The 19,467-nt window shown below is 56.3% G+C and carries 21 protein-coding genes; 8 read left to right on the top strand and 13 right to left on the bottom strand.

Going from position 1 to position 19,467, the window contains the following annotated elements:
* Positions 1 to 10: 10 nt before the first annotated feature.
* Positions 11 to 1,459 carry a tRNA uracil 4-sulfurtransferase ThiI gene (gene thiI, locus M2422_RS09715; protein WP_048978945.1) on the bottom strand — a complete coding sequence of 483 codons (1,449 nt, stop codon included), beginning with the start codon at positions 1,457 to 1,459 and terminating at the stop codon, positions 11 to 13.
* 191 nt (positions 1,460 to 1,650) lie between these two features.
* Here thiI and xseB point away from each other — a divergent pair, with 191 nt between their 5' ends.
* From xseB to M2422_RS09735, 4 genes are all read left to right on the top strand, one after another.
* Positions 1,651 to 1,893 (top strand): exodeoxyribonuclease VII small subunit, encoded by a 243-nt coding sequence (xseB, locus tag M2422_RS09720; RefSeq protein WP_008503331.1) that lies wholly within the window; start codon positions 1,651 to 1,653, stop codon positions 1,891 to 1,893.
* The gene (gene ispA / locus M2422_RS09725; protein WP_008503332.1) at positions 1,894 to 2,793 is read left to right on the top strand and encodes a (2E,6E)-farnesyl diphosphate synthase; all 900 of its coding nucleotides are present in this window, start codon (positions 1,894 to 1,896) and stop codon (positions 2,791 to 2,793) included.
* Between the two features lie 24 nt (positions 2,794 to 2,817).
* A complete protein-coding gene (gene dxs / locus M2422_RS09730) occupies positions 2,818 to 4,680 on the top strand; it encodes a 1-deoxy-D-xylulose-5-phosphate synthase (RefSeq protein WP_064673454.1) in 1,863 nt (620 codons plus the stop codon).
* A 63-nt stretch (positions 4,681 to 4,743) separates the two neighbouring features.
* Positions 4,744 to 5,718 carry an aldo/keto reductase gene (locus tag M2422_RS09735; protein ID WP_064673455.1) on the top strand — a complete coding sequence of 325 codons (975 nt, stop codon included), beginning with the start codon at positions 4,744 to 4,746 and terminating at the stop codon, positions 5,716 to 5,718.
* 61 nt (positions 5,719 to 5,779) lie between these two features.
* Here M2422_RS09735 and thiL read toward each other — a convergent pair whose 3' ends face one another.
* The 5 genes from thiL to nrdR all read right to left on the bottom strand — a co-directional run bounded on the left by thiL (position 5,780) and on the right by nrdR (position 9,385).
* Positions 5,780 to 6,751: a thiamine-phosphate kinase gene (thiL, locus tag M2422_RS09740; protein WP_064673456.1), complete on the bottom strand. Its 972-nt coding sequence runs from the start codon at positions 6,749 to 6,751 to the stop codon at positions 5,780 to 5,782.
* A 77-nt stretch (positions 6,752 to 6,828) separates the two neighbouring features.
* Positions 6,829 to 7,248, bottom strand: coding sequence for a transcription antitermination factor NusB (nusB, locus tag M2422_RS09745; RefSeq protein ID WP_006809908.1), 420 nt, complete (start codon positions 7,246 to 7,248; stop codon positions 6,829 to 6,831).
* 21 nt (positions 7,249 to 7,269) lie between these two features.
* Positions 7,270 to 7,740 (bottom strand): 6,7-dimethyl-8-ribityllumazine synthase, encoded by a 471-nt coding sequence (gene ribE / locus M2422_RS09750; RefSeq protein WP_006176874.1) that lies wholly within the window; start codon positions 7,738 to 7,740, stop codon positions 7,270 to 7,272.
* Between the two features lie 87 nt (positions 7,741 to 7,827).
* A complete protein-coding gene (gene ribD, locus M2422_RS09755; protein ID WP_039263923.1) occupies positions 7,828 to 8,931 on the bottom strand; it encodes a bifunctional diaminohydroxyphosphoribosylaminopyrimidine deaminase/5-amino-6-(5-phosphoribosylamino)uracil reductase RibD in 1,104 nt (367 codons plus the stop codon).
* Positions 8,932 to 8,935: 4 nt separating this feature from the next.
* Positions 8,936 to 9,385, bottom strand: a complete 450-nt coding sequence (gene nrdR / locus M2422_RS09760; protein ID WP_008503337.1) for a transcriptional regulator NrdR — start codon at positions 9,383 to 9,385, stop codon at positions 8,936 to 8,938.
* Positions 9,386 to 9,537: 152 nt separating this feature from the next.
* On the opposite strand from nrdR, the gene M2422_RS09765 reads away from it, so the two are divergent.
* Together M2422_RS09765 and M2422_RS09770 are read left to right on the top strand one after the other, a co-directional pair.
* Entirely contained in the window at positions 9,538 to 10,077 is a 540-nt protein-coding gene (locus M2422_RS09765; RefSeq protein ID WP_033146491.1) for a DUF3251 domain-containing protein, read from the top strand.
* A gap of 267 nt (positions 10,078 to 10,344) precedes the next feature.
* Positions 10,345 to 11,223 (top strand): nucleoside-specific channel-forming protein Tsx, encoded by an 879-nt coding sequence (locus M2422_RS09770; protein WP_039264090.1) that lies wholly within the window; start codon positions 10,345 to 10,347, stop codon positions 11,221 to 11,223.
* A 145-nt stretch (positions 11,224 to 11,368) separates the two neighbouring features.
* Here the strand turns inward: M2422_RS09770 and M2422_RS09775 are convergent, their stop codons facing one another.
* The 7 genes from M2422_RS09775 to queA form a co-directional block, all read right to left on the bottom strand.
* A complete protein-coding gene (locus M2422_RS09775) occupies positions 11,369 to 12,049 on the bottom strand; it encodes a YafY family protein (protein WP_047061231.1) in 681 nt (226 codons plus the stop codon).
* 14 nt (positions 12,050 to 12,063) lie between these two features.
* A complete protein-coding gene (locus M2422_RS09780) occupies positions 12,064 to 12,429 on the bottom strand; it encodes a VOC family protein (protein ID WP_033144761.1) in 366 nt (121 codons plus the stop codon).
* Positions 12,430 to 12,571: 142 nt separating this feature from the next.
* Positions 12,572 to 13,543 carry a protein translocase subunit SecF gene (secF, locus tag M2422_RS09785; RefSeq protein WP_023334689.1) on the bottom strand — a complete coding sequence of 324 codons (972 nt, stop codon included), beginning with the start codon at positions 13,541 to 13,543 and terminating at the stop codon, positions 12,572 to 12,574.
* A gap of 10 nt (positions 13,544 to 13,553) precedes the next feature.
* Positions 13,554 to 15,401 (bottom strand): protein translocase subunit SecD, encoded by a 1,848-nt coding sequence (gene secD / locus M2422_RS09790; protein WP_071789390.1) that lies wholly within the window; start codon positions 15,399 to 15,401, stop codon positions 13,554 to 13,556.
* 27 nt (positions 15,402 to 15,428) lie between these two features.
* Positions 15,429 to 15,761: a preprotein translocase subunit YajC gene (yajC, locus tag M2422_RS09795; RefSeq protein WP_003859109.1), complete on the bottom strand. Its 333-nt coding sequence runs from the start codon at positions 15,759 to 15,761 to the stop codon at positions 15,429 to 15,431.
* 22 nt (positions 15,762 to 15,783) lie between these two features.
* Positions 15,784 to 16,911, bottom strand: coding sequence for a tRNA guanosine(34) transglycosylase Tgt (gene tgt / locus M2422_RS09800; protein ID WP_003859110.1), 1,128 nt, complete (start codon positions 16,909 to 16,911; stop codon positions 15,784 to 15,786).
* A 53-nt stretch (positions 16,912 to 16,964) separates the two neighbouring features.
* Positions 16,965 to 18,035, bottom strand: a complete 1,071-nt coding sequence (queA, locus tag M2422_RS09805; RefSeq protein WP_039263914.1) for a tRNA preQ1(34) S-adenosylmethionine ribosyltransferase-isomerase QueA — start codon at positions 18,033 to 18,035, stop codon at positions 16,965 to 16,967.
* A gap of 92 nt (positions 18,036 to 18,127) precedes the next feature.
* Here queA and acpH point away from each other — a divergent pair, with 92 nt between their 5' ends.
* Positions 18,128 to 18,709 carry an ACP phosphodiesterase gene (gene acpH, locus M2422_RS09810; protein ID WP_029741678.1) on the top strand — a complete coding sequence of 194 codons (582 nt, stop codon included), beginning with the start codon at positions 18,128 to 18,130 and terminating at the stop codon, positions 18,707 to 18,709.
* A 127-nt stretch (positions 18,710 to 18,836) separates the two neighbouring features.
* Entirely contained in the window at positions 18,837 to 19,439 is a 603-nt protein-coding gene (locus M2422_RS09815) for a peroxiredoxin (RefSeq protein WP_014168840.1), read from the top strand.
* Positions 19,440 to 19,467 lie beyond the last annotated feature (28 nt).

Raw genomic sequence — 19,467 nt, forward strand, 5'->3', positions numbered from 1 at the left:
CGGCAATAAACTACGGGCGGTACACCTTCACGTTCGCAAAGCCCTGTTCGCGCAGATACAGCGCCTGCAGGCGACTCATCACCCCGCGCTCGCACCACAGCAGATACGTTTTGCTCTGGTCGAGATCGCCAAACTTGGTGCTCAGCTTATAGAACGGCAGAGAAACCACGTCGACGCCTTCAACCTGCAGCGGCTTGTCATCCTGCTCGTCAATGGAGCGGATATCCAGAATCGCATCGTTAGCGCCAAAACCGCTCACGGTTTCAACTTCAACGACTTCCTGCTCGGTCTGCTGGGCAATCTCGCGGATGTCGATGTTGGAGGCTTCCTCCACCACTTTTTCCAGAATGCTGAAATCGAAGTTCTCTTCTTCCGCTTCGATCTTCGCCTTCACCGCTTTCACCGTTGGGCTTTTTGAGATCACGCCGCAGTATTCCGGCATGGTGCGGGCAAAATCTTCGGTGCCGATTTCGCGCGCCAGATCGATGATGTGCTCTTTATCGTGGGAGATCAGCGGGCGCAGGATCAGCGTATCAGACACGTTGTCGATCAGACGCAGGTTGGTCAGCGTCTGGCTGGATACCTGGCCCAACGCTTCACCGGTGACCAGCGCCTGCACGCCGTAGCGCTCGGCAACTTTGGACGCCGCACGCACCATCATGCGCTTCAGCACCACGCCCATCTGGCCGTCGTCCACTTTTTCGAGGATTTCGCCGACGACAGGTTCGAAGTTGATCGCCACGAAACGCACGCGGTGGGAGCTGCCGAAGCGGTTCCACAGGTAATGCGCGACCTGACGAACGCCGATTTCGTGCGCCGCGCCGCCCAGGTTGAAGAAGCAGTAGTGCACACGGCAGCCGCGACGCATCAGCATATAGCTGGAGACGCCGGAGTCGAAGCCGCCGGAGATCAGGGACAATACGTCTTCCTGGGTGCCAATCGGGAAGCCGCCGATACCTTCATAGCGCCCTTTCACCAGCAGCAGGCGATCGTTTTCGATCTCCAGGTTCACGGTTACGTCCGGGTTGGTCAGACGAACGCGCGCCGTTTCAACGTGCTGGTTCAAACCGCCGCCGACGTAACGTTCCACTTCAATAGAGCTGAACTCGTGCTTGCCGCGACGCTTCACGCGCACGCAGAAGGTTTTGCCTTCGATCTGGTCGCGGTACTGGACCAGCGCTTTCTCGAAGATGTCGTGCATATCGCTGAACGGAACATCTTCCACTTCCAGGATATGGTGGATCCCCGGAATACGGGTCAGCGCGTCGCGAATATCCTGACGTTTGTTTTCGTCTTTCGCACGGACCTCTACGTGGTCCCAGTGGCGCACCACGGCGAGGGTTTCGTCGTAGTGCTTTAATACGTTACGAATGTTCCCGGTGAGAATTTTAATAAAGCGCAAACGCACAGATTGGCTTTTGATGGTGATTTCAGGGAACAATTTAATGATAAACTTCATGGCGGCAATGTTTCTTAGGCAAGCGTATTAAGGCTTGTAATGGAAAAGAGTACAGCAGCCCACACCCGTGGCTGCATCCAGGCGCGCAAGTATACCACCATCGCGCCGCTCCTGTGCACATTGCGCGTTATTTGATAATTGCCCTGAGTCCGTTACCATGTCGGGGCTGAGAATATAAGAGTCAATTCACTATGCCGAAGAAGAACGACGCACCGGCCAGTTTCGAAACTGCGCTGAGTGAACTGGAGCAAATCGTTACCCGTCTTGAAAGCGGCGATCTCCCGCTGGAAGAGGCGCTCAACGAATTCGAGCGTGGCGTGCAGCTGGCGCGCCAGGGGCAGGTCAAACTGCAGCAGGCCGAGCAGCGCGTGCAGATCCTGCTTTCCGACAGCGAAGACGCGAAAACCACGCCTTTCACACCGGACGCCGAGTAAATGGATTTTGCCAACGAGCTTCAGGCGCGTGTCGTACGCGCCAACGACGCCCTGCGCCGTTTTATTGCGCCACAGCCTTTTCAGAACACTCCACTGGTTGAAGCCATGCACTATGGCGCACTCTTGGGTGGAAAGCGCCTGCGCCCGTTCCTGGTCTACGCCACAGGCAATATGTTTGGCATCAGCGATAACACGCTGGACGCCCCGGCAGCCGCCGTGGAGTGTATCCACGCCTACTCGCTGATCCACGACGATCTCCCGGCCATGGACGACGACGATTTGCGTCGGGGTCAACCCACCTGCCATATCAAGTTTGGCGAGGCGAATGCCATTCTGGCGGGTGATGCCCTGCAAACGCTGGCATTCTCGATTTTGAGCGATGCGCCGATGGCGGAAGTGGCCGACCGCGACCGCCTGGCGATGATCTCCGAGCTGGCAATGGCCAGCGGCGTGGCCGGCATGTGCGGCGGACAGGCGCTGGATCTTGAAGCGGAAGGACGTCAGGTTAATCTGGAACAGCTGGAGCGTATTCATCGCCATAAAACCGGGGCGTTGATTCGTTCCGCCGTTCGCCTGGGCGCGCTGAGCGCGGGTGAACAAGGGCGCAAAGCCCTGCCGATTCTGGACAGATACGCAGAAAGTATCGGTCTGGCGTTCCAGGTTCAGGATGACATTCTGGATGTGGTGGGCGATACTGCAACATTGGGTAAACGTCAGGGTGCGGACCAGCAGCTTGGCAAAAGTACCTACCCCGCCCTGCTGGGTCTTGAGCAAGCCCAACGTAAAGCCCGGGATCTGATTGACGATGCCCGCCAGTCGCTAAATGAACTGGCCGCGCAATCGCTGGATACCTCGGCACTGGAAGCGCTAGCGGACTATATAATCCAGCGTGATAAATAAACTATATATCTCGATGAGCCTTTGATGAGTTTTGATATTGCCAAATACCCGACACTGGCGTTAGTTGACTCCACCCAGGAGTTACGTCTGTTGCCGAAAGAGAGCCTGCCGAAGCTGTGCGACGAGCTGCGTCGCTACCTGCTCGACAGCGTAAGCCGCTCCAGCGGCCATTTCGCCTCCGGGCTTGGCACGGTAGAGCTGACCGTGGCGCTGCACTACGTCTATAACACGCCGTTCGATCAGCTCATCTGGGACGTGGGACACCAGGCCTATCCGCACAAAATTCTGACCGGACGTCGCGATAAAATTGGCACCATTCGTCAGAAAGACGGCCTGCACCCGTTCCCGTGGCGCGGTGAGAGCGAGTACGACGTGCTGAGCGTCGGCCACTCCTCCACCTCCATTTCTGCGGGCATCGGTATTGCCGTTGCCGCCGAGAAAGAGAACAAGCAGCGCCGCACCGTCTGCGTGATTGGCGACGGCGCCATTACCGCCGGTATGGCCTTCGAAGCCATGAACCACGCGGGCGATATCAAGCCGGACATGCTGGTTATCCTCAACGATAACGAAATGTCGATCTCCGAGAACGTCGGCGCGCTGAACAACCATCTGGCCCAGCTGCTCTCCGGCAAGCTTTACTCCTCGCTGCGCGAAGGCGGCAAGAAAGTCTTCTCCGGCGTACCGCCGATTAAAGAGCTGCTCAAGCGTACCGAAGAACACATCAAAGGCATGGTGGTGCCGGGCACCCTGTTTGAAGAGCTGGGCTTTAACTATATTGGCCCGGTTGACGGTCACGACGTGCTGGGCCTGGTGACCACGCTCAAGAACATGCGCGACCTGAAAGGCCCGCAGTTCCTGCATATCATGACTAAAAAAGGGCGCGGTTACGAACCGGCGGAAAAAGATCCGATCACCTTCCACGCGGTACCGAAATTTGACCCGTCCAGCGGCTGTCTGCCAAAAAGCAGCGGCGGCATGCCGAGCTATTCCAAAATCTTCGGCGACTGGCTGTGCGAAACCGCAGCCAAAGACAACAAGCTGATGGCGATCACCCCGGCCATGCGTGAAGGCTCCGGCATGGTGGAGTTCTCCAGAAAATACCCTGACCAGTATTTTGACGTCGCCATTGCCGAGCAGCATGCGGTGACGTTTGCTGCGGGCCTGGCCATTGGTGGCTACAAGCCGGTTGTCGCGATCTATTCCACCTTCCTGCAGCGCGCCTACGATCAGGTGATCCATGACGTGGCGATTCAGAAGCTGCCGGTACTGTTTGCTATCGATCGTGCGGGCATCGTCGGTGCCGACGGCCAGACGCACCAGGGCGCGTTTGATCTCTCCTTCCTGCGCTGTATTCCGGATATGGTTGTCATGACGCCAAGCGACGAGAACGAATGTCGTCAGATGCTGTTTACCGGCTATCACTATCAGGATGGCCCAAGCGCCGTCCGCTACCCGCGCGGCAATGCGGTAGGCGTTGAGCTGCAGCCGCTGGAAAAACTGCCGATCGGTAAAGGTCTGGTGAAGCGTCGCGGTGAGAAAGTGGCAATCCTGAACTTCGGCACGCTGATGCCCGAGGCCGCGAAAGCGGCTGAAGCGCTGAATGCCACCCTGGTGGACATGCGCTTTGTGAAGCCGCTCGACGACTCTCTGATCCTGAGTATGGCTGAGACCCACGACGTGCTGGTCACGCTGGAAGAAAACGCCATCATGGGCGGCGCGGGCAGCGGCGTGAATGAGGTGCTGATGGCGAACCGTAAAGCCGTGCCGGTGCTGAACCTCGGCCTGCCGGATCGCTTCATTCCGCAAGGTACTCAGGACGAAGCCCGTGCGGCGATAGGCCTGGACGCCGCCGGTATCGAAGCCAAAATCCGTACCTGGCTGGACTGACCCTTCCCCCTTTTCCGCTCCTGCTATGCTTAAAGCTGATGTTTAAACAGCAGGAGCGGAACCGTGCAATACACAACATTAGGAAAAACGGACCTTAAGGTTTCCCGACTTTGCCTGGGCTGCATGACCTTTGGCGAGCCCGATCGGGGAAACCACGCCTGGACGCTGCCGGAAGAGAGCAGCCGTCCGATTATCAAACGCGCCATCGAGGGCGGCATTAACTTCTTTGACACCGCCAACAGCTACTCCGACGGCAGCAGCGAGGAAATTGTCGGCCGCGCACTGCGCGACTTTGCCCGCCGTGATGACGTCGTCGTCGCCACCAAGGTCTACTACCCGGTGGGCGACCTGGCTGAGGGCCTTTCTCGCGCGCAGATCCTGCGCTCCATTGATGACAGCCTCAGACGCCTGAACATGGATTACGTCGACCTGCTGCAGATTCACCGCTGGGATTACAACACGCCCATTGAAGAGACCCTTGAAGCGCTGAACGACGTGGTGAAAGCCGGGAAAGCGCGCTACATCGGCGCATCGTCTATGCACGCGTCGCAGTTTGCTCAGGCGCTGGATCTCCAGGCGCAGCACGGCTGGGCGCGCTTTGTCACCATGCAGGATCACTACAATCTGATCTATCGTGAAGAAGAACGCGAGATGCTGCCGCTGTGCCATCAGGAGGGCGTGGCGGTGATCCCGTGGAGCCCGCTGGCGCGCGGCCGCCTGACCCGCCCGTGGGGGGAAACCACGGCTCGCCTGGTATCGGATGAAGTGGGAAAAAAACTTTATTCCGGTACAGAAGCCAGCGATGCGCTGATTGCCGAACGTTTAGCCGGGATCGCCGACGATACCGGTGCAACCCGCGCTCAGGTGGCCCTGGCGTGGCTGCTGGGCAAGCGCGGGGTCGCAGCGCCGATTATTGGAACGTCGCGGGAAGAACAGCTGGATGAGCTGCTGAATGCGGTGGATATCACGCTGACGCCGGAGCAGGTTGCCGAGCTGGAAACACCGTATCAGCCCCACCCGGCGGTGGGGTTTAAGTAATCACATCTTTTGTAGGCCGGGTAAGGCGAAGCCGCCACCCGGCAGTACAGCGCGCACAAACTCACGCGAAGTGATCGTATCCTTTCCAGTCCAGCGTAACGGGCGCACCGTCTTTCACAAACTTCAGCCCTTCGCTCTCCGGCATGATCTGACCGATGCAGGTAAACTTCGCGCCGAGATGCGCTAACGCCACGTCCAGCGTTCCACGGTTGAGCTCTGGCACCGTGAAGCACAGCTCATAGTCTTCACCACCGGACAGCGCCCAGCGCAGGGCCTGCTCAGGCTCTACATGGCGAAGCAGTTGCTCCGACAGCGGGAAGAGATCCAGGTCAACGCGCGCGCCTACGCCACTGGCCTTCAGGATATGCCCGAGATCCGAGATCAGCCCGTCAGAGAGATCGATAGCCGAGCTTGCCCGTTCGCGCAGCGCCTGGCCGTGCAAAATACGCGGCGTTGGCCGCAGATGGCGTTTCACCAGATACGCCGCGTCGTCAGCATTTTCAACCGTTAAACGATTCTGAAGGATCGCCAGCCCTGCCGCGCTGTCGCCCGGCGTACCGGTCACGTAGATCCAGTCGCCCGGTTTTGCACCTGAGCGCTTCAGCGCGCGGCCGAGCGGCACGTAGCCATGGATCGCCAGCGTCATCGACAGCGGACCGGCAGTCGTATCGCCGCCAATCAGCTGCATATCGTAATAGCTAAGCTGCTCAAACAGCGCATCGCTAAAGGCTTCCAGCCAGGCTTCATCTACCTCAGGCAGGGTCAGAGCCAGCGTCAGCCACGCGGGATCGGCCCCCATCGCCGCCAGATCGCTGACGTTAACCGCCAGGGCTTTATACGCCAGATCGGCAGGATCGATATCCGGTAAGAAATGACGGCCGCACACCAGGGTGTCGGTGCTGATTGCCAGCGTCTGTTTTTCGGGAATATTGAGAAGTGCACAGTCATCGCCAATGCCGGTTTCAACATCAAGACGAGAGGTTCTGACACGGTCGAAATAACGGGCAATCAGGGAGAATTCGCCGCATGCCATACGTTATGCCTCAGCAAATAAAAGAAAAAACCGGAGCCGCACTGCCCGTCAGGCAATGCAGAACTCCGGTTTGCGGATCACTTTTTGTGGGGACGGATCGCAGGTGCTGCTTTATCAAGTACGCCGTTTACAAACTTGTGGCTGTCTTCAGCGCCGAAGGTTTTCGCCAGCTCGATCGCTTCGTTGATGGCCACTTTATACGGCACATCATCACGTTTAGACAGCTCAAACAGCGCGATACGCAACACTGCTTTTTCCACCTGGCCCAGCTCTTCGAGCAGACGGGACAGGTATGGCTTCATCAGGCCATCGAGATACGCGCTATTAGTCGCCACTCCCGACAGCAGTTCGCGGAAGTACAGAACGTCAACGTCTTTTACGTCCTGTTCTGACAGGAACTGGTATTCGACATCAGCGATGTCGTTCTGGGACAACTGCCAGGAGTAAAGTGCCTGGACGGCACATTCACGGGCGCGGCGACGAGCAGCAGGTTTCACGGAATTCCCCTTACAAAAAAATCAGGCCTTGATGGCTTTCAATACATTGATCATTTCAAGCGCGGTCAGTGCAGCTTCTGCACCTTTGTTACCGGCTTTGGTGCCAGCACGTTCGATGGCTTGTTCAATACTTTCGGTGGTCAGCACGCCGAACGCGACAGGAATTTCAGCATCCTGCGCAACGTGTGCCAGACCGTTGCTTGCACCGCCCGCAACGTATTCGAAGTGCGCAGTGCCGCCACGAATAACGGTACCCAGCGCAATCACCGCGTCGTATTTACCGGTTTTCGCCAGCGCGCCCGCCGCCAGTGGCAGTTCGTAAGCGCCTGGAACCCAAACAACGGTAATGTTGTCATCTTTAACCTGGCCGATACGTTTCAGGGCGTCAATCGCACCTTCCAGCAGGCTGTCGTTGATGAAGTTGTTGAAACGCGCAATGGTGATGGCGACGCGAGCGTCCGGGGTAGCTACAGCAGCTTCAATAATGTTCATACTCTTCCTTTACGGGTTCATTTGGCCCCGCAGGGGGGCGGATTTTATCATAATACTTTGCGCACTGCTTCCCTATTTCAGGAGCAATTACGCTGTCGTTAAGTGGAGGCAGACATCCGGGCCTACCGGACGAATCTCGCTAAATTTGAGTTGCGGTGCGTCGGCCAGTTTTTCAAGGCCGGGCAGCACAAACAGGCCGCGCGCGTCGTGACCTAACAGTTTAGGCGCAACGTAAACAATCAGTTCATCCACCAGTCCGGCCTGTAAAAGCGCACCGGCGAGCGTTGGCCCCGCTTCCACCCAGATGCTGTTCACCTGCTGCTTGCCGAGCAGCATCATCAGCACCACCAGATCCAGATGACCGTTATGCTCCGGCACCATAATGCTGCGCACGCCTTCCGGCCATTCGCGCGCATCTTCTTTAGTGCGGGCAATCCAGGTTTCACCCGGCTGCTGCACGATGCGGTGCTCCGGCGTCACGCGGTTCTGGCTATCAATGATAATACGCAGCGGCTGGCGCAGGTTCTCCTGCGGGTACAGCGCCTGGGTATCGGCATTCAGTTCGTCCCAGCGCACGGTCATGGCCGGATCGTCAGCCAGAACGGTTTCACTGCTGGTGAGAATAGCATGGCTTTGCGCGCGAAGACGTTGCACATCGCGCCTTGCCTGTGGTGAGGTTACCCACTGGCTTTCGCCGTTTGCCATCGCCGTACGACCGTCCAGCGAGGCGCCCAGCTTGAGCTGAATATACGGGAACCCCGTGCGCATGCGCTTCAGAAAGCCTTTGTTGATCGCTTCCGCATCCTGCATCATCAGCCCATGGCTGACGTCGATGCCTTCCTGCTGCAGGCGATACAAACCGCGTCCGGCAACCTGCGGATTCGGGTCCTGCATCGATGCGACCACGCGTGAAACGCCTGCCGCGATCAGCGCTTCGCAGCACGGCGGCGTACGCCCGTGATGGCTGCAGGGCTCCAGCGTGACGTAGGCTGTGGCGCCGCGCGCCTTCTCACCCGCCATGCGCAACGCATGAACCTCGGCATGCGGCTCGCCGGCACGATAGTGAAACCCCTCCCCCACGATCTCGCCATCTTTAACGATAACGCACCCGACGTTCGGGTTGGGATGGGTGGTAAAACGACCGCGCTGCGCCAGCTTCATGGCTCGCGCCATGTAAATCTCATCCTGCATGAGCTTAATCCTGTAAGCGGGCGATCTCTTCGCCAAACTCTTTGATGTCTTCGAAGCTGCGGTAGACCGAGGCGAAGCGGATATAGGCAACCTTATCGAGCTTTTTCAGCTGCTCCATCACCAGGTTACCGATCATTTTGCTCGGCACTTCACGCTCACCCAAACCACGAAGGTAAGATTTTATGTGGTTTAACGCCATCTCAACGTCATCCGCGCTGACGGGACGTTTTTCCAGGGCCTTCAACATCCCGCTGCGCAGTTTCTCTTCGTTAAACGGCTCGCGCACGTCGTTGCTTTTCACCACGCGCGGCATTACCAGCTCTGCAACCTCAAAGGTCGTGAAACGCTCGTTGCACACCAGACACTGCCGACGACGGCGTACGGATGACCCTTCGCCCACAAGACGAGAGTCGATGACTTTGGTATCCACAGCGGAGCAGAATGGGCAATGCATACGATATCCCTGTTATGTGGTTAACTAATTTTCATTTTACCCTGATCTGGCCTGACAACAAAGGAAGAGCTTTTTGAGACAAAGGATCTATGTCTGACACGTCGAGGCTGGCTACCATTAAGGCGATCCGTTATTTCAAGGAAATAAACGCAATGACAAGACGTTACCTTAAAATTTTGCTGGTGGGGAGCCTCTTCACCCTTAGCGCCTGTGCACAGCAAACCGAAGTCCGCCAGATGAAACAGAGCGTGAACACGCTCAATGCGGCGATGGACAAACTGAACAAAGAAACGGTGAAGATCACCCAGCAAAACGCGCTAAACGCCAAATCCAGCAGCGGGGTTTATCTCCTGCCGGGAGCGAATACGCCTGCGCGTCTCAATAGTCAGATTGGCACGCTAAAAATGTCTCTGGTGAATGTGGCGGCGAATGCAAATGGTACTCGCGCAACATTACGCATTCAGGGCGAGTCCAACGATCCGTTGCCTGCCTTCAGTGGTACCGTCGAATGGGGACAGATCCAGGGCACCACTGAGAGCTACCAGGAGGTGAATGTTAACAGTCAGCTGTTCACCGCACCGGCCAGCGTGCTGGCTCCGAGCGATGTTGACATTCCGCTGCAGCTTAACGGACTCACTCCGGATCGGTTAGGTTTCATCCGCATTCACGATATCCAGCCCGCCGCGCAATAACCCTCCCTTTAGCGGAGTGAAATGTCACTCCGCTAACATTTACATTTCGTATGGATTGGCAACATAAATGATTGCCGCTACAATCCCGCCCGTTTAAAGTACGCAAACGTGAACGCAATCGATTACGCGTGTGAGAGATATGTGAAACAACACATATTTTTGTGAGCAGGGATTCCTATAATAGGCACCGCAGAAACACGAAATATTTAGAAACGCAATTCGCGCATTTTTCACTCCCGGAAGGGAATTTCAATCAGTGGCATGATTATGAAAAAAACATTACTCGCAGCCGGCGCCGTGCTGGCACTTTCTTCCTCTTTCACTGTTAACGCAGCGGAAAACGATAAACCACAATACCTCTCCGACTGGTGGCACCAGAGCGTTAACGTGGTCGGCAGCTACCACACGCGTTTCGGACCTCAGATCCGCAACGATACCTACCTGGAGTACGAAGCATTCGCCAAGAAAGACTGGTTTGATTTCTACGGCTATATGGATGCACCGGTCTTCTTCGGCGGTAACTCGCAGGCTAAAGGTATCTGGAACCACGGTTCTCCACTGTTCATGGAGATCGAACCGCGCTTCTCCATCGACAAGCTGACCGGCACAGACCTGAGCTTCGGCCCGTTCAAAGAGTGGTACTTCGCGAACAACTATATCTACGACATGGGCCGCAACGAGTCCGGTCGTCAGAGCACCTGGTATATGGGTCTGGGTACCGACGTTGACACCGGCCTGCCAATGAGCCTGTCCCTGAACGTGTACGCGAAATACCAGTGGCAGAACTACGGTGCCGAAAACCAGAATGAGTGGGATGGCTACCGTTTCAAAGTGAAATACTTTGTGCCAATCACTCAGCTGTGGGGCGGTAACCTGAGCTATATCGGCTTCACCAACTTCGACTGGGGTTCAGAGCTGGGCGATAAGAGCGGTTACGCAGAGAACGGTATCAAGCAGCGTACCAACAATTCCATCGCCTCCAGCCACATCCTGGCGCTGAACTACGATCACTGGCACTACTCTGTTGTTGCGCGTTACTGGCACAACGGCGGTCAGTGGAACGACGATGCGAAACTGGTATGGATGAACGAAAACGTCCGTTCTACCGGTTGGGGTGGCTACCTGGTTGTAGGTTATAACTTCTAACCTGTTCGGGACTGTGCGGGCTGATGCCCTCACCCTGACCCTCTCCCACAGGGAGAGGGAACAAATACAAAAAACGGCAACATTCGTTGCCGTTTTACTTTTACCTCGCCGCCGGGCAAAAAAAGCCAGCTCAAGAGCTGGCTTTTTACTGCTTAACCTTCCGCAAAAAATCCGCCAGCGATCTGTCCGCACTCTCGCTAAACCGCCTCTCCGTCTGCACAATATTGAGACAGCGGTCGAGCCGGAAACAGCGATAGTCGTCGCGCCGTTCGCACCACGCCGCCAGCAGCCAGCGCTCCCCCCAGAAGAACAAGCCCAGCGGCTGAACCTCGCGCTTTGAGAGCTGTCCGGCTTCATCACGGTAATGCAGCGCCAGCACGCGCTGGGCGGAAATCGCCTGATGGATCATGTCAAAATCGCTGCGGGAGTGGCTTTGCATGCAAAAATCCGGGGCGTAGATCCGCGTCTGCTCCGCCTTTCGACGACTCTCCTCGGGCAGGATAGCCAGCACCTTCTCCTGAGCCGACTCCAGCTCGCGCGAAAGCGATTCCCCTCCCCAGGTTTTGAGCAGGCGAATCGCGACGATCAGCGCCTCTGACTCCTTATTTGTCAGCATCAGCGGCGGCAGGTCAAAACCCGACATCAGCCGATATCCGCTCCCCGCCTCACCTTCCACCGGCACGCCGGAAAGCGACAGATCGCGGATATCGCGGTAGACCGTGCGCTCGGACACGCCAAGCCGGTCCGCCAGATGCGCTGCCGTTGTCAGACGCCTGCCCCGCAGGATCTGCACAATCTGAAACAAACGGTCAGCGCGTCGGGTCATATCTTATTCCGCTCTCAGGCAGGTTGATGGAGGCCGACGCGGTTACCCTCGCTGTCGGTAAACAATGCGATAGTGCCAATACCATGCGGCAGTTCCAGCGGGCCAAACACGCACTCGCCGCCCGCGGAGGCGATGCGATCGAGCGTGGCCGCCAGATTGTCAGTATGCAGGTAAATAATAGCGCCCTGCAAAGACGGTGTAACGCCGTCAAATTTTGCCAGCGCCCCGCCGGTATACGGATCCTCATGCGGGAAAACGGCCAGCTCCGCACAGTCCATTTTCTCGCGACGCAGCGCGAGCTGCATCACCGGCTCATAAAATTTGATGGCGCGATCCATATCGGCGACCGGAATTTCAAACCAGTTAATGACGCTTTTCATATATTCTCCTGCCAGTTGTTTGGGTTCAGAAGAAGTCTACGACAGGGCTCCTGACAGCATACTGTCAGGAGTGTTTGTCAGGAGCAGATAAAAAAAATCCCGGTCAACAGACCGGGATTTCGATAACGCGCTAAACGTCGCCTTACGGCAGAATGGACGGCTGATCCGCCCCTTCTTTCTCGACTTTCTGCTGGAGCAGGTGCTCGCGCTTCATGCCGAGTTTCAGTGCCAGAGCGGATGCGACATAGATAGACGACGCCGTACCGATGGTGACACCAATCAGCATGGTCAGCGAGAAGCCTTCCAGTACCGGACCACCGAAGAGGAACAGCATCAGGATCACCATCAAAGTGGTACCGGATGTTATCAAGGTACGGTGCAGCGTCTGGGTCAACGACACGTTAAAGATTTCGTACGGCGTACCGCGACGGATCTTACGGAAGTTTTCACGGATACGGTCAGATACCACGATACTGTCGTTCAGTGAGTAACCGATAACGGACATCAGGGATGCCACAATCGTCAGGTCAATCTCAATGTGGAACAGCGAAAGTATGCCCATGGTGATCACCACGTCGTGCGCCAGAGCGATAACCACACCGGCCGCCAGTCGCCACTCAAAGCGGAAACCGACGTATACCAGAATGGAGATCAGCGCCACCAGCAGCGCCATCGCACCGGTCTGCGCCAGGTCAGCACCCACGCTTGGGCCGACGAACTCAATACGCTTGACCGCCGCGTTCTGGCTGGTTGTTTCGTTAATCACGCTAACAACCTTGCTGCCCAGCTCCTGGCTGCCGTTGGCATCGTGCACCGGCGGCATACGCACCATGATGTCGCGGCTGCTGCCGAAGTTCTGCAGCAGCGGCTCTTCAAAGCCCGCTTTCTGCAGAGACAAACGCATCTGGTCCATATCGACCGGCTTTTCCAGGGAGATCTCAATGACCGTACCGCCGGTGAAATCCAGACCCCAGTTAAAGCCTTTCACGCTCATAATGCCGATGGACAGAATCAGCAGTAAACCTGAAATGCCGAAGGCCCAGTAGTCCCAGCGCATAAAGTCCCAGACTTTACGGCCGTGGTTCAATTGTTCAACAGTATATTCCTGTGCCACAACGCACTCCTCAGATAGACAGCTTTTTGACGCGCTTGCCGCCGTACAGCAGGTTCACGATGGCACGGGTGCCGACAATAGCGGTAAACATTGACGTTGCGACACCGATACCGGTTGTAATCGCAAAGCCTTTGATCGCGCCAGTACCCACTGCATACAGGATAAGAACCTTAATCAGTGTTGTTACGTTCGCATCGAAGATGGAGCTGAACGCGCCTTTATAGCCTTCGTCAATCGCCTGCTGAATAGAGCGACCGTTGCTCAACTCTTCTTTGATACGTTCGTTAATCAGTACGTTGGCGTCGACCGCCACCGCAAGGGTAAGAACGATACCCGCAATGCCCGGCATGGTCAGCGTCGCCCCCGGCAGCAGGGACATAATGCCGATGATCAGCACCAGGTTGGCGATCAGCGCGGAGGTCGCAATCAGACCAAACTTCTTGTAGAAGAAGATCATGAAGAGGATAGAGACCACCAGACCGGCCAGACACGCTTCCAGACCCTGCTGGATGTTTTGCATACCCAGAGTTGGACCAATGGTACGTTCTTCAACAATCTGAATTGGCGCAATCAGCGCACCGGCACGCAGCAGCAGAGAAAGCTGACGCGCTTCGTTCGGGTTGTTGATACCGGTAATACGGAAGCTGTTACCCAGACGAGACTGGATGTTGGCGATGTTAATCACCTCTTCCTCTTTCACCAGTACCGCACGACCGTTTGCATCTTTCTTGCCGCTGTCTTTGTACTCCACGAACAGGGTCGCCATCGGTTTGCCGATGTTGTCCTTGGTGAAGTTAGACATGATGTTACCACCCGCGCTATCCAGCGAGATGTTAACCTGCGGCTGGTTGTATTCGTCCTGGCTCGACGTGGAGTCGGTGATGTGGTCACCGGTCAGAATCACGCGTTTGTACAGCACTACTGGCTGACCTTCGCGGGTCTGTTTCACTTCGGAGTCACCCGGAATACGCCCTGCGGCGGCAGCGGACTGATCGACGTTGGAGTTCACCAGACGGAATTCCAGGGTTGCAGTCGCACCCAGAATCTCTTTCGCACGCGCGGTATCCTGGATACCCGGCAGTTCAACCACGATACGGTCAGCACCCTGACGCTGTACCAGCGGCTCAGCCACGCCCAGCTGGTTTACACGGTTACGCAGAATGTTGATGTTCTGCTGAACGGCATATTCACGCGCTTCTTTCAGACGCGCATCGGTCATCACCGCGCGCAGCTGGTTGCTGCCCTGAGAGGTGATCACCAGGTCACGGTGACGTTGAGTCAGGTAATCTACAGCCTGATCGCGCGCCGCGCTGTCGCGGAACGTGATGCTCATGCCGTAGTTATCTTCTTTACGCACGGTGGTGTAAGCGATGCCTTTGTCACGCAGATCGCTGCGCAGGCTGTCGATATTCTGTTCCTGCAGCTTGCCGAGCGCGGTATCCATATCCACTTCCATCAGGAAGTGAACGCCGCCACGCAGGTCAAGACCGAGTTTCATTGGCTCTGCTTTCATCGCAGCCAGCCAACGCGGGGTTGCAGGGGCAAGGTTAAGCGCCACGACGTATTTGTCACCCAGCACGCCCATCAGCGCTTCGCGAGCGCGGAGCTGCGTGTCGGTGGTGTCGAAGCGAGCAAGAATTGCCCCCTCTTCCAGAGCCACAGACTTAGCGGTAATTTTTTCTTCTTGTAACGTTTTCTGGACCTGGATCAGCGTTTGCTCACTGGCGGCAACACCGCGCGCGCCAGTGATTTGAACAGCCGGATCCTCACCATACAGGTTGGGAAGCGCGTACAGCAGGCCGACGAGAATCACGACGACCAGCATGATGTACTTCCACAAAGGATAACGGTTTAACACGGCAGTTCCCTTTGGGAAAAGTTGGGATTACAGCGCCTTCATGGTGCCTTTCGGCAGAACGGCAGCTACGAAGTCACGTTTGATGACCACTTCAGTGGTGTCGTTCAGGGCGATAGCAATGTAGCCGTTTTCAGCCACTTTGGTTACGCGACCCACCAGACCACCGTTAGTCAGTACTTCATCGCCTTTCGCAATGGAGTTCATCAGGTTTTTGTGCTCTTTGGTGCGCTTCTGCTGTGGACGCAGGATCATGAAGTAGAAGATCAGACCGAACACAACCAGCATCAGAATCAGAGACATCGGGCTGCCCTGCGCTGGAGCACCTGTTGCCGCTACCGCATCAGAAATAAAAAAGCTCATTCAAATTCCCTCATTATTAAAATTAATCAACGTTCAACGGTGGAACATCCCGCCCCTGACGTTGGTAGAAATCAGTCACGAAGCTCTCTAATTTACCCTCTTCGATAGCCTTACGTAAACCAGCCATTAAGCGCTGATAATAACGAAGATTATGAATGGTATTGAGACGCGCGCCCAAAATCTCGTTGCAACGATCGAGATGATGCAGATACGCGCGAGAATAATTGCGACAGGTATAGCAATCGCACTCGGAATCGAGCGGGCTGGTGTCACTCTTATGCTTCGCGTTACGGATTTTCACCACGCCATCGGTAACGAACAAATGGCCGTTACGCGCGTTGCGGGTTGGCATGACGCAGTCGAACATATCAATGCCGCGGCGTACGCCTTCAACCAGATCTTCTGGTTTACCCACGCCCATCAGGTATCGTGGTTTATCCGCCGGGATTTGCGGGCAGACATGCTCCAGAATGCGGTGCATGTCTTCCTTCGGTTCACCCACAGCCAAACCGCCGACAGCGTAGCCATCAAAACCTATCTCTACCAGACCTTTAACAGAGATATCGCGTAAATCTTCGTAAACGCTGCCCTGGATAATGCCGAACAGCGCATTTTTGTTCTGCAGGGAGTCAAAACGGTCACGGCTACGCTTCGCCCAGCGCAGAGACATCTCCATGGAGCGTTTTGCGTAATCCCAGTCGGCCGGATACGGCGTACATTCGTCGAAGATCATGACGATGTCAGAGCCGAGATCGTACTGAATCTCCATCGATTTTTCGGGATCGAGGAAAATCGGATCGCCGTTGATCGGGTTACGGAAGTGTACGCCCTGCTCGGTGATCTTGCGGATATCGCCCAGGCTGAAGACCTGGAAGCCGCCGGAGTCGGTCAGGATTGGGCCTTTCCACTGCATGAAATCGTGTAGGTCGCCGTGGAGCTTCATGATCTCCTGACCCGGACGCAGCCACAGGTGGAAGGTGTTGCCGAGGATAATCTGTGCGCCAGTGGCTTCTACTTCTTCCGGCGTCATCCCTTTTACGGTGCCGTACGTGCCCACAGGCATAAACGCGGGGGTTTCCACCACGCCGCGATCAAACACCAGGCGACCGCGACGCGCGCGGCCATCGGTGGTATCGAGTTCAAATTTCATTTTTTCTCCGACGTCAGAAAAACAGTCCAACGTTGTAAAACGGTGCCGCGGACTTATTCCCCGACACGCTCATTCAAAGCCAGCGGATTGTACGTGATAAACATCGCGTCCCCGTAGCTAAAAAAGCGATATTTTTGTTCTACCGCAGACTTGTAGGCCGCCATCGTGTTCTGATAACCGGCAAATGCCGACACCAGCATAATCAGCGTCGATTCAGGCAGATGGAAGTTGGTCACCAGCGCGTCAATCACTTTGTACTGATAGCCCGGATAGATAAAGATCTGTGTGTCGCCAAAGAACGGCTCGATAAGATTGCGCTTCGCCGCCTGCGCGGCGCTCTCGAGTGAGCGCACGGACGTTGTACCGACCGCCACGACGCGGCTACCGCGCGCTTTCGCCGCCAGCACCGCGTCCACCACATCCTGAGGCACTTCGGCATACTCAGAGTGCATGATGTGATCTTCAATGCTGTCCACGCGCACCGGCTGGAAGGTTCCCGCGCCGACGTGCAGCGTCACGAACGCCATCTCCACGCCCTTCGCGCGCAGTTTCTCCAGCAGCGGCTCATCAAAATGCAGGCCCGCGGTCGGCGCAGCGACGGCGCCAGGCTTCTGGCTGTAGACGGTCTGGTACAGCTCGCGATCGGCCTCTTCGTCCGGACGCTCAATATACGGCGGCAGCGGCATGTGGCCGATGGCGTTCAGGATATCGAGCACCGTACGCTCGTCGTCGAACGCCACCTCAAACAGCGCATCGTGGCGCGCGGTCATGGTCGCTTTGATGCTCTCGTCATCACCCAGCAGCAGTTCAGCGCCCGGCTTCGGCGCCTTAGACGCGCGAATATGTGCCAGAATACGTTTATCATCGAGCATACGTTCGACCAGCACTTCAATCTTGCCGCCGCTGGCTTTACGACCAAACAGGCGCGCCGGTATCACGCGGGTATTGTTAAAGACCAGCAGATCGCCAGGGTTGAGCTTGTCGAGCAAATCGGTGAAAGTACCGTGCGTCAGCTCGCCCGTTGGCCCATCCAGTGACAGTAAGCGACAGCTGCTGCGCTCAGGCATGGGATAGTGAGCAATCAGGGATTCAGGTAGTTCAAAGGAGAAATCGGCGACGCGCATGACGTATACTCGTGACTTAAAAACAGGCGGCATAGTCTAGTGCTCACACCCTTTTGCTGCAACAACTAGCCGCCCCCGGACAAATAAAACGCATGAATTTTCTCGCTCACCTGCATCTCGCTCACCTCGCTGACAGCTCCCTGTCCGGCAATTTGCTGGCCGATTTCGTACGCGGCAACCCCGCTGAGGACTATTCCCCTGAGGTTGTCGACGGGATTTTTATGCACCGCCGCATCGACGTACTGACGGATAAGCTGCCGGAAGTGACGGAAGCCAAAGCGTGGTTTCGCCCTGAAACGCGCCGCGTTGCGCCGATCACGCTCGACGTGATGTGGGATCACTTTCTGTCGCGCCACTGGGAACAGCTGTCGCCGGAGATGCCCTTGCCGGCGTTTGTGCGCTATGCCCACCAGCAGGTGTCGATCATTCTGCCCGACTCGCCGCCGCGCTTTGTGAATCTGAATAACTATTTATGGTCGGAACGCTGGCTGGAGCGCTATCGCGAGATGGATTTCATCCAGAACGTGCTGAACGGGATGGCGAGCCGCCGACCGCGACTGGATGCGCTGCGGGATTCCTGGTATGACCTGGATGAACATTACGATGCCCTGGAAGCGCGTTTCTGGCAGTTTTACCCGCGGATGATGGTGCAGGCGAAAAACAAACAGCTCTGACAGAATTCACATTGATAGGTAAAAGCTGGCGGAACGATTGTCACCACCTCTTTGTCTTATCCATGAACACTCTCTATACTGGCTCGCGTTGCGTTCCAAATAACCTTAGTATCTACAGGAGAATCATATGGTTCTGGTAACTCGTCCGGCTCCGGATTTTACAGCTGCAGCAGTTCTGGGCAACGGTGAAATCGTTGAAAACTTCAACTTCAAACAGCACACCAACGGTAAAGCGACCGTTCTGTTCTTCTGGCCAATGGACTTCACTTTCGTTTGCCCGTCTGAGCTGATTGCCTTCGACAAACGTTATGAAGAATTCCAGAAGCGTGGCGTGGAAGTTGTTGGCGTCTCCTTCGACTCTGAATTTGTACACAACGCATGGCGTAACACCCCTGTCGACAAAGGCGGCATCGGTGCGGTGAAATACGCAATGGTTGCGGACATCAAACGCGAAATCCAGCAGGCTTACGGTATCGAACATCCGGACGCTGGCGTTGCGCTGCGTGGCTCCTTCCTGATCGACGCAAACGGCATCGTTCGTCACCAGGTTGTGAACGATCTGCCGCTGGGTCGTAACATCGACGAAATGCTGCGCATGGTTGACGCGCTGCAGTTCCACGAAGAGCACGGCGAAGTGTGCCCGGCTCAGTGGGAAAAAGGTAAAGAAGGCATGAACGCGTCTCCAGACGGCGTGGCTAAATACCTGTCTGAGAACGTATCCAGCCTGTAATCGGCACGGTTTACGAAAAAGGCCCGCT

The organism is Enterobacter sp. SLBN-59 (assembly GCF_024807915.1).
Lineage (GTDB): Bacteria > Pseudomonadota > Gammaproteobacteria > Enterobacterales > Enterobacteriaceae > Enterobacter > Enterobacter asburiae_B.

What these genes read in the sequence shown, in the direction of transcription:
- thiI (WP_048978945.1), bottom strand. Translation starts at nt 1,459, where the DNA reads ATGAAGTTTATCATTAAATTGTTCCCTGAAATCACCATCAAAAGCCAA.
- xseB (WP_008503331.1), top strand. Translation starts at nt 1,651, where the DNA reads ATGCCGAAGAAGAACGACGCACCGGCCAGTTTCGAAACTGCGCTGAGT.
- ispA (WP_008503332.1), top strand. Translation starts at nt 1,894, where the DNA reads ATGGATTTTGCCAACGAGCTTCAGGCGCGTGTCGTACGCGCCAACGAC.
- dxs (WP_064673454.1), top strand. Translation starts at nt 2,818, where the DNA reads ATGAGTTTTGATATTGCCAAATACCCGACACTGGCGTTAGTTGACTCC.
- thiL (WP_064673456.1), bottom strand. Translation starts at nt 6,751, where the DNA reads ATGGCATGCGGCGAATTCTCCCTGATTGCCCGTTATTTCGACCGTGTC.
- ribE (WP_006176874.1), bottom strand. Translation starts at nt 7,740, where the DNA reads ATGAACATTATTGAAGCTGCTGTAGCTACCCCGGACGCTCGCGTCGCC.
- ribD (WP_039263923.1), bottom strand. Translation starts at nt 8,931, where the DNA reads ATGCAGGATGAGATTTACATGGCGCGAGCCATGAAGCTGGCGCAGCGC.
- nrdR (WP_008503337.1), bottom strand. Translation starts at nt 9,385, where the DNA reads ATGCATTGCCCATTCTGCTCCGCTGTGGATACCAAAGTCATCGACTCT.
- M2422_RS09765 (WP_033146491.1), top strand. Translation starts at nt 9,538, where the DNA reads ATGACAAGACGTTACCTTAAAATTTTGCTGGTGGGGAGCCTCTTCACC.
- M2422_RS09770 (WP_039264090.1), top strand. Translation starts at nt 10,345, where the DNA reads ATGAAAAAAACATTACTCGCAGCCGGCGCCGTGCTGGCACTTTCTTCC.
- M2422_RS09775 (WP_047061231.1), bottom strand. Translation starts at nt 12,049, where the DNA reads ATGACCCGACGCGCTGACCGTTTGTTTCAGATTGTGCAGATCCTGCGG.
- M2422_RS09780 (WP_033144761.1), bottom strand. Translation starts at nt 12,429, where the DNA reads ATGAAAAGCGTCATTAACTGGTTTGAAATTCCGGTCGCCGATATGGAT.
- yajC (WP_003859109.1), bottom strand. Translation starts at nt 15,761, where the DNA reads ATGAGCTTTTTTATTTCTGATGCGGTAGCGGCAACAGGTGCTCCAGCG.
- tgt (WP_003859110.1), bottom strand. Translation starts at nt 16,911, where the DNA reads ATGAAATTTGAACTCGATACCACCGATGGCCGCGCGCGTCGCGGTCGC.
- queA (WP_039263914.1), bottom strand. Translation starts at nt 18,035, where the DNA reads ATGCGCGTCGCCGATTTCTCCTTTGAACTACCTGAATCCCTGATTGCT.
- acpH (WP_029741678.1), top strand. Translation starts at nt 18,128, where the DNA reads ATGAATTTTCTCGCTCACCTGCATCTCGCTCACCTCGCTGACAGCTCC.
- M2422_RS09815 (WP_014168840.1), top strand. Translation starts at nt 18,837, where the DNA reads ATGGTTCTGGTAACTCGTCCGGCTCCGGATTTTACAGCTGCAGCAGTT.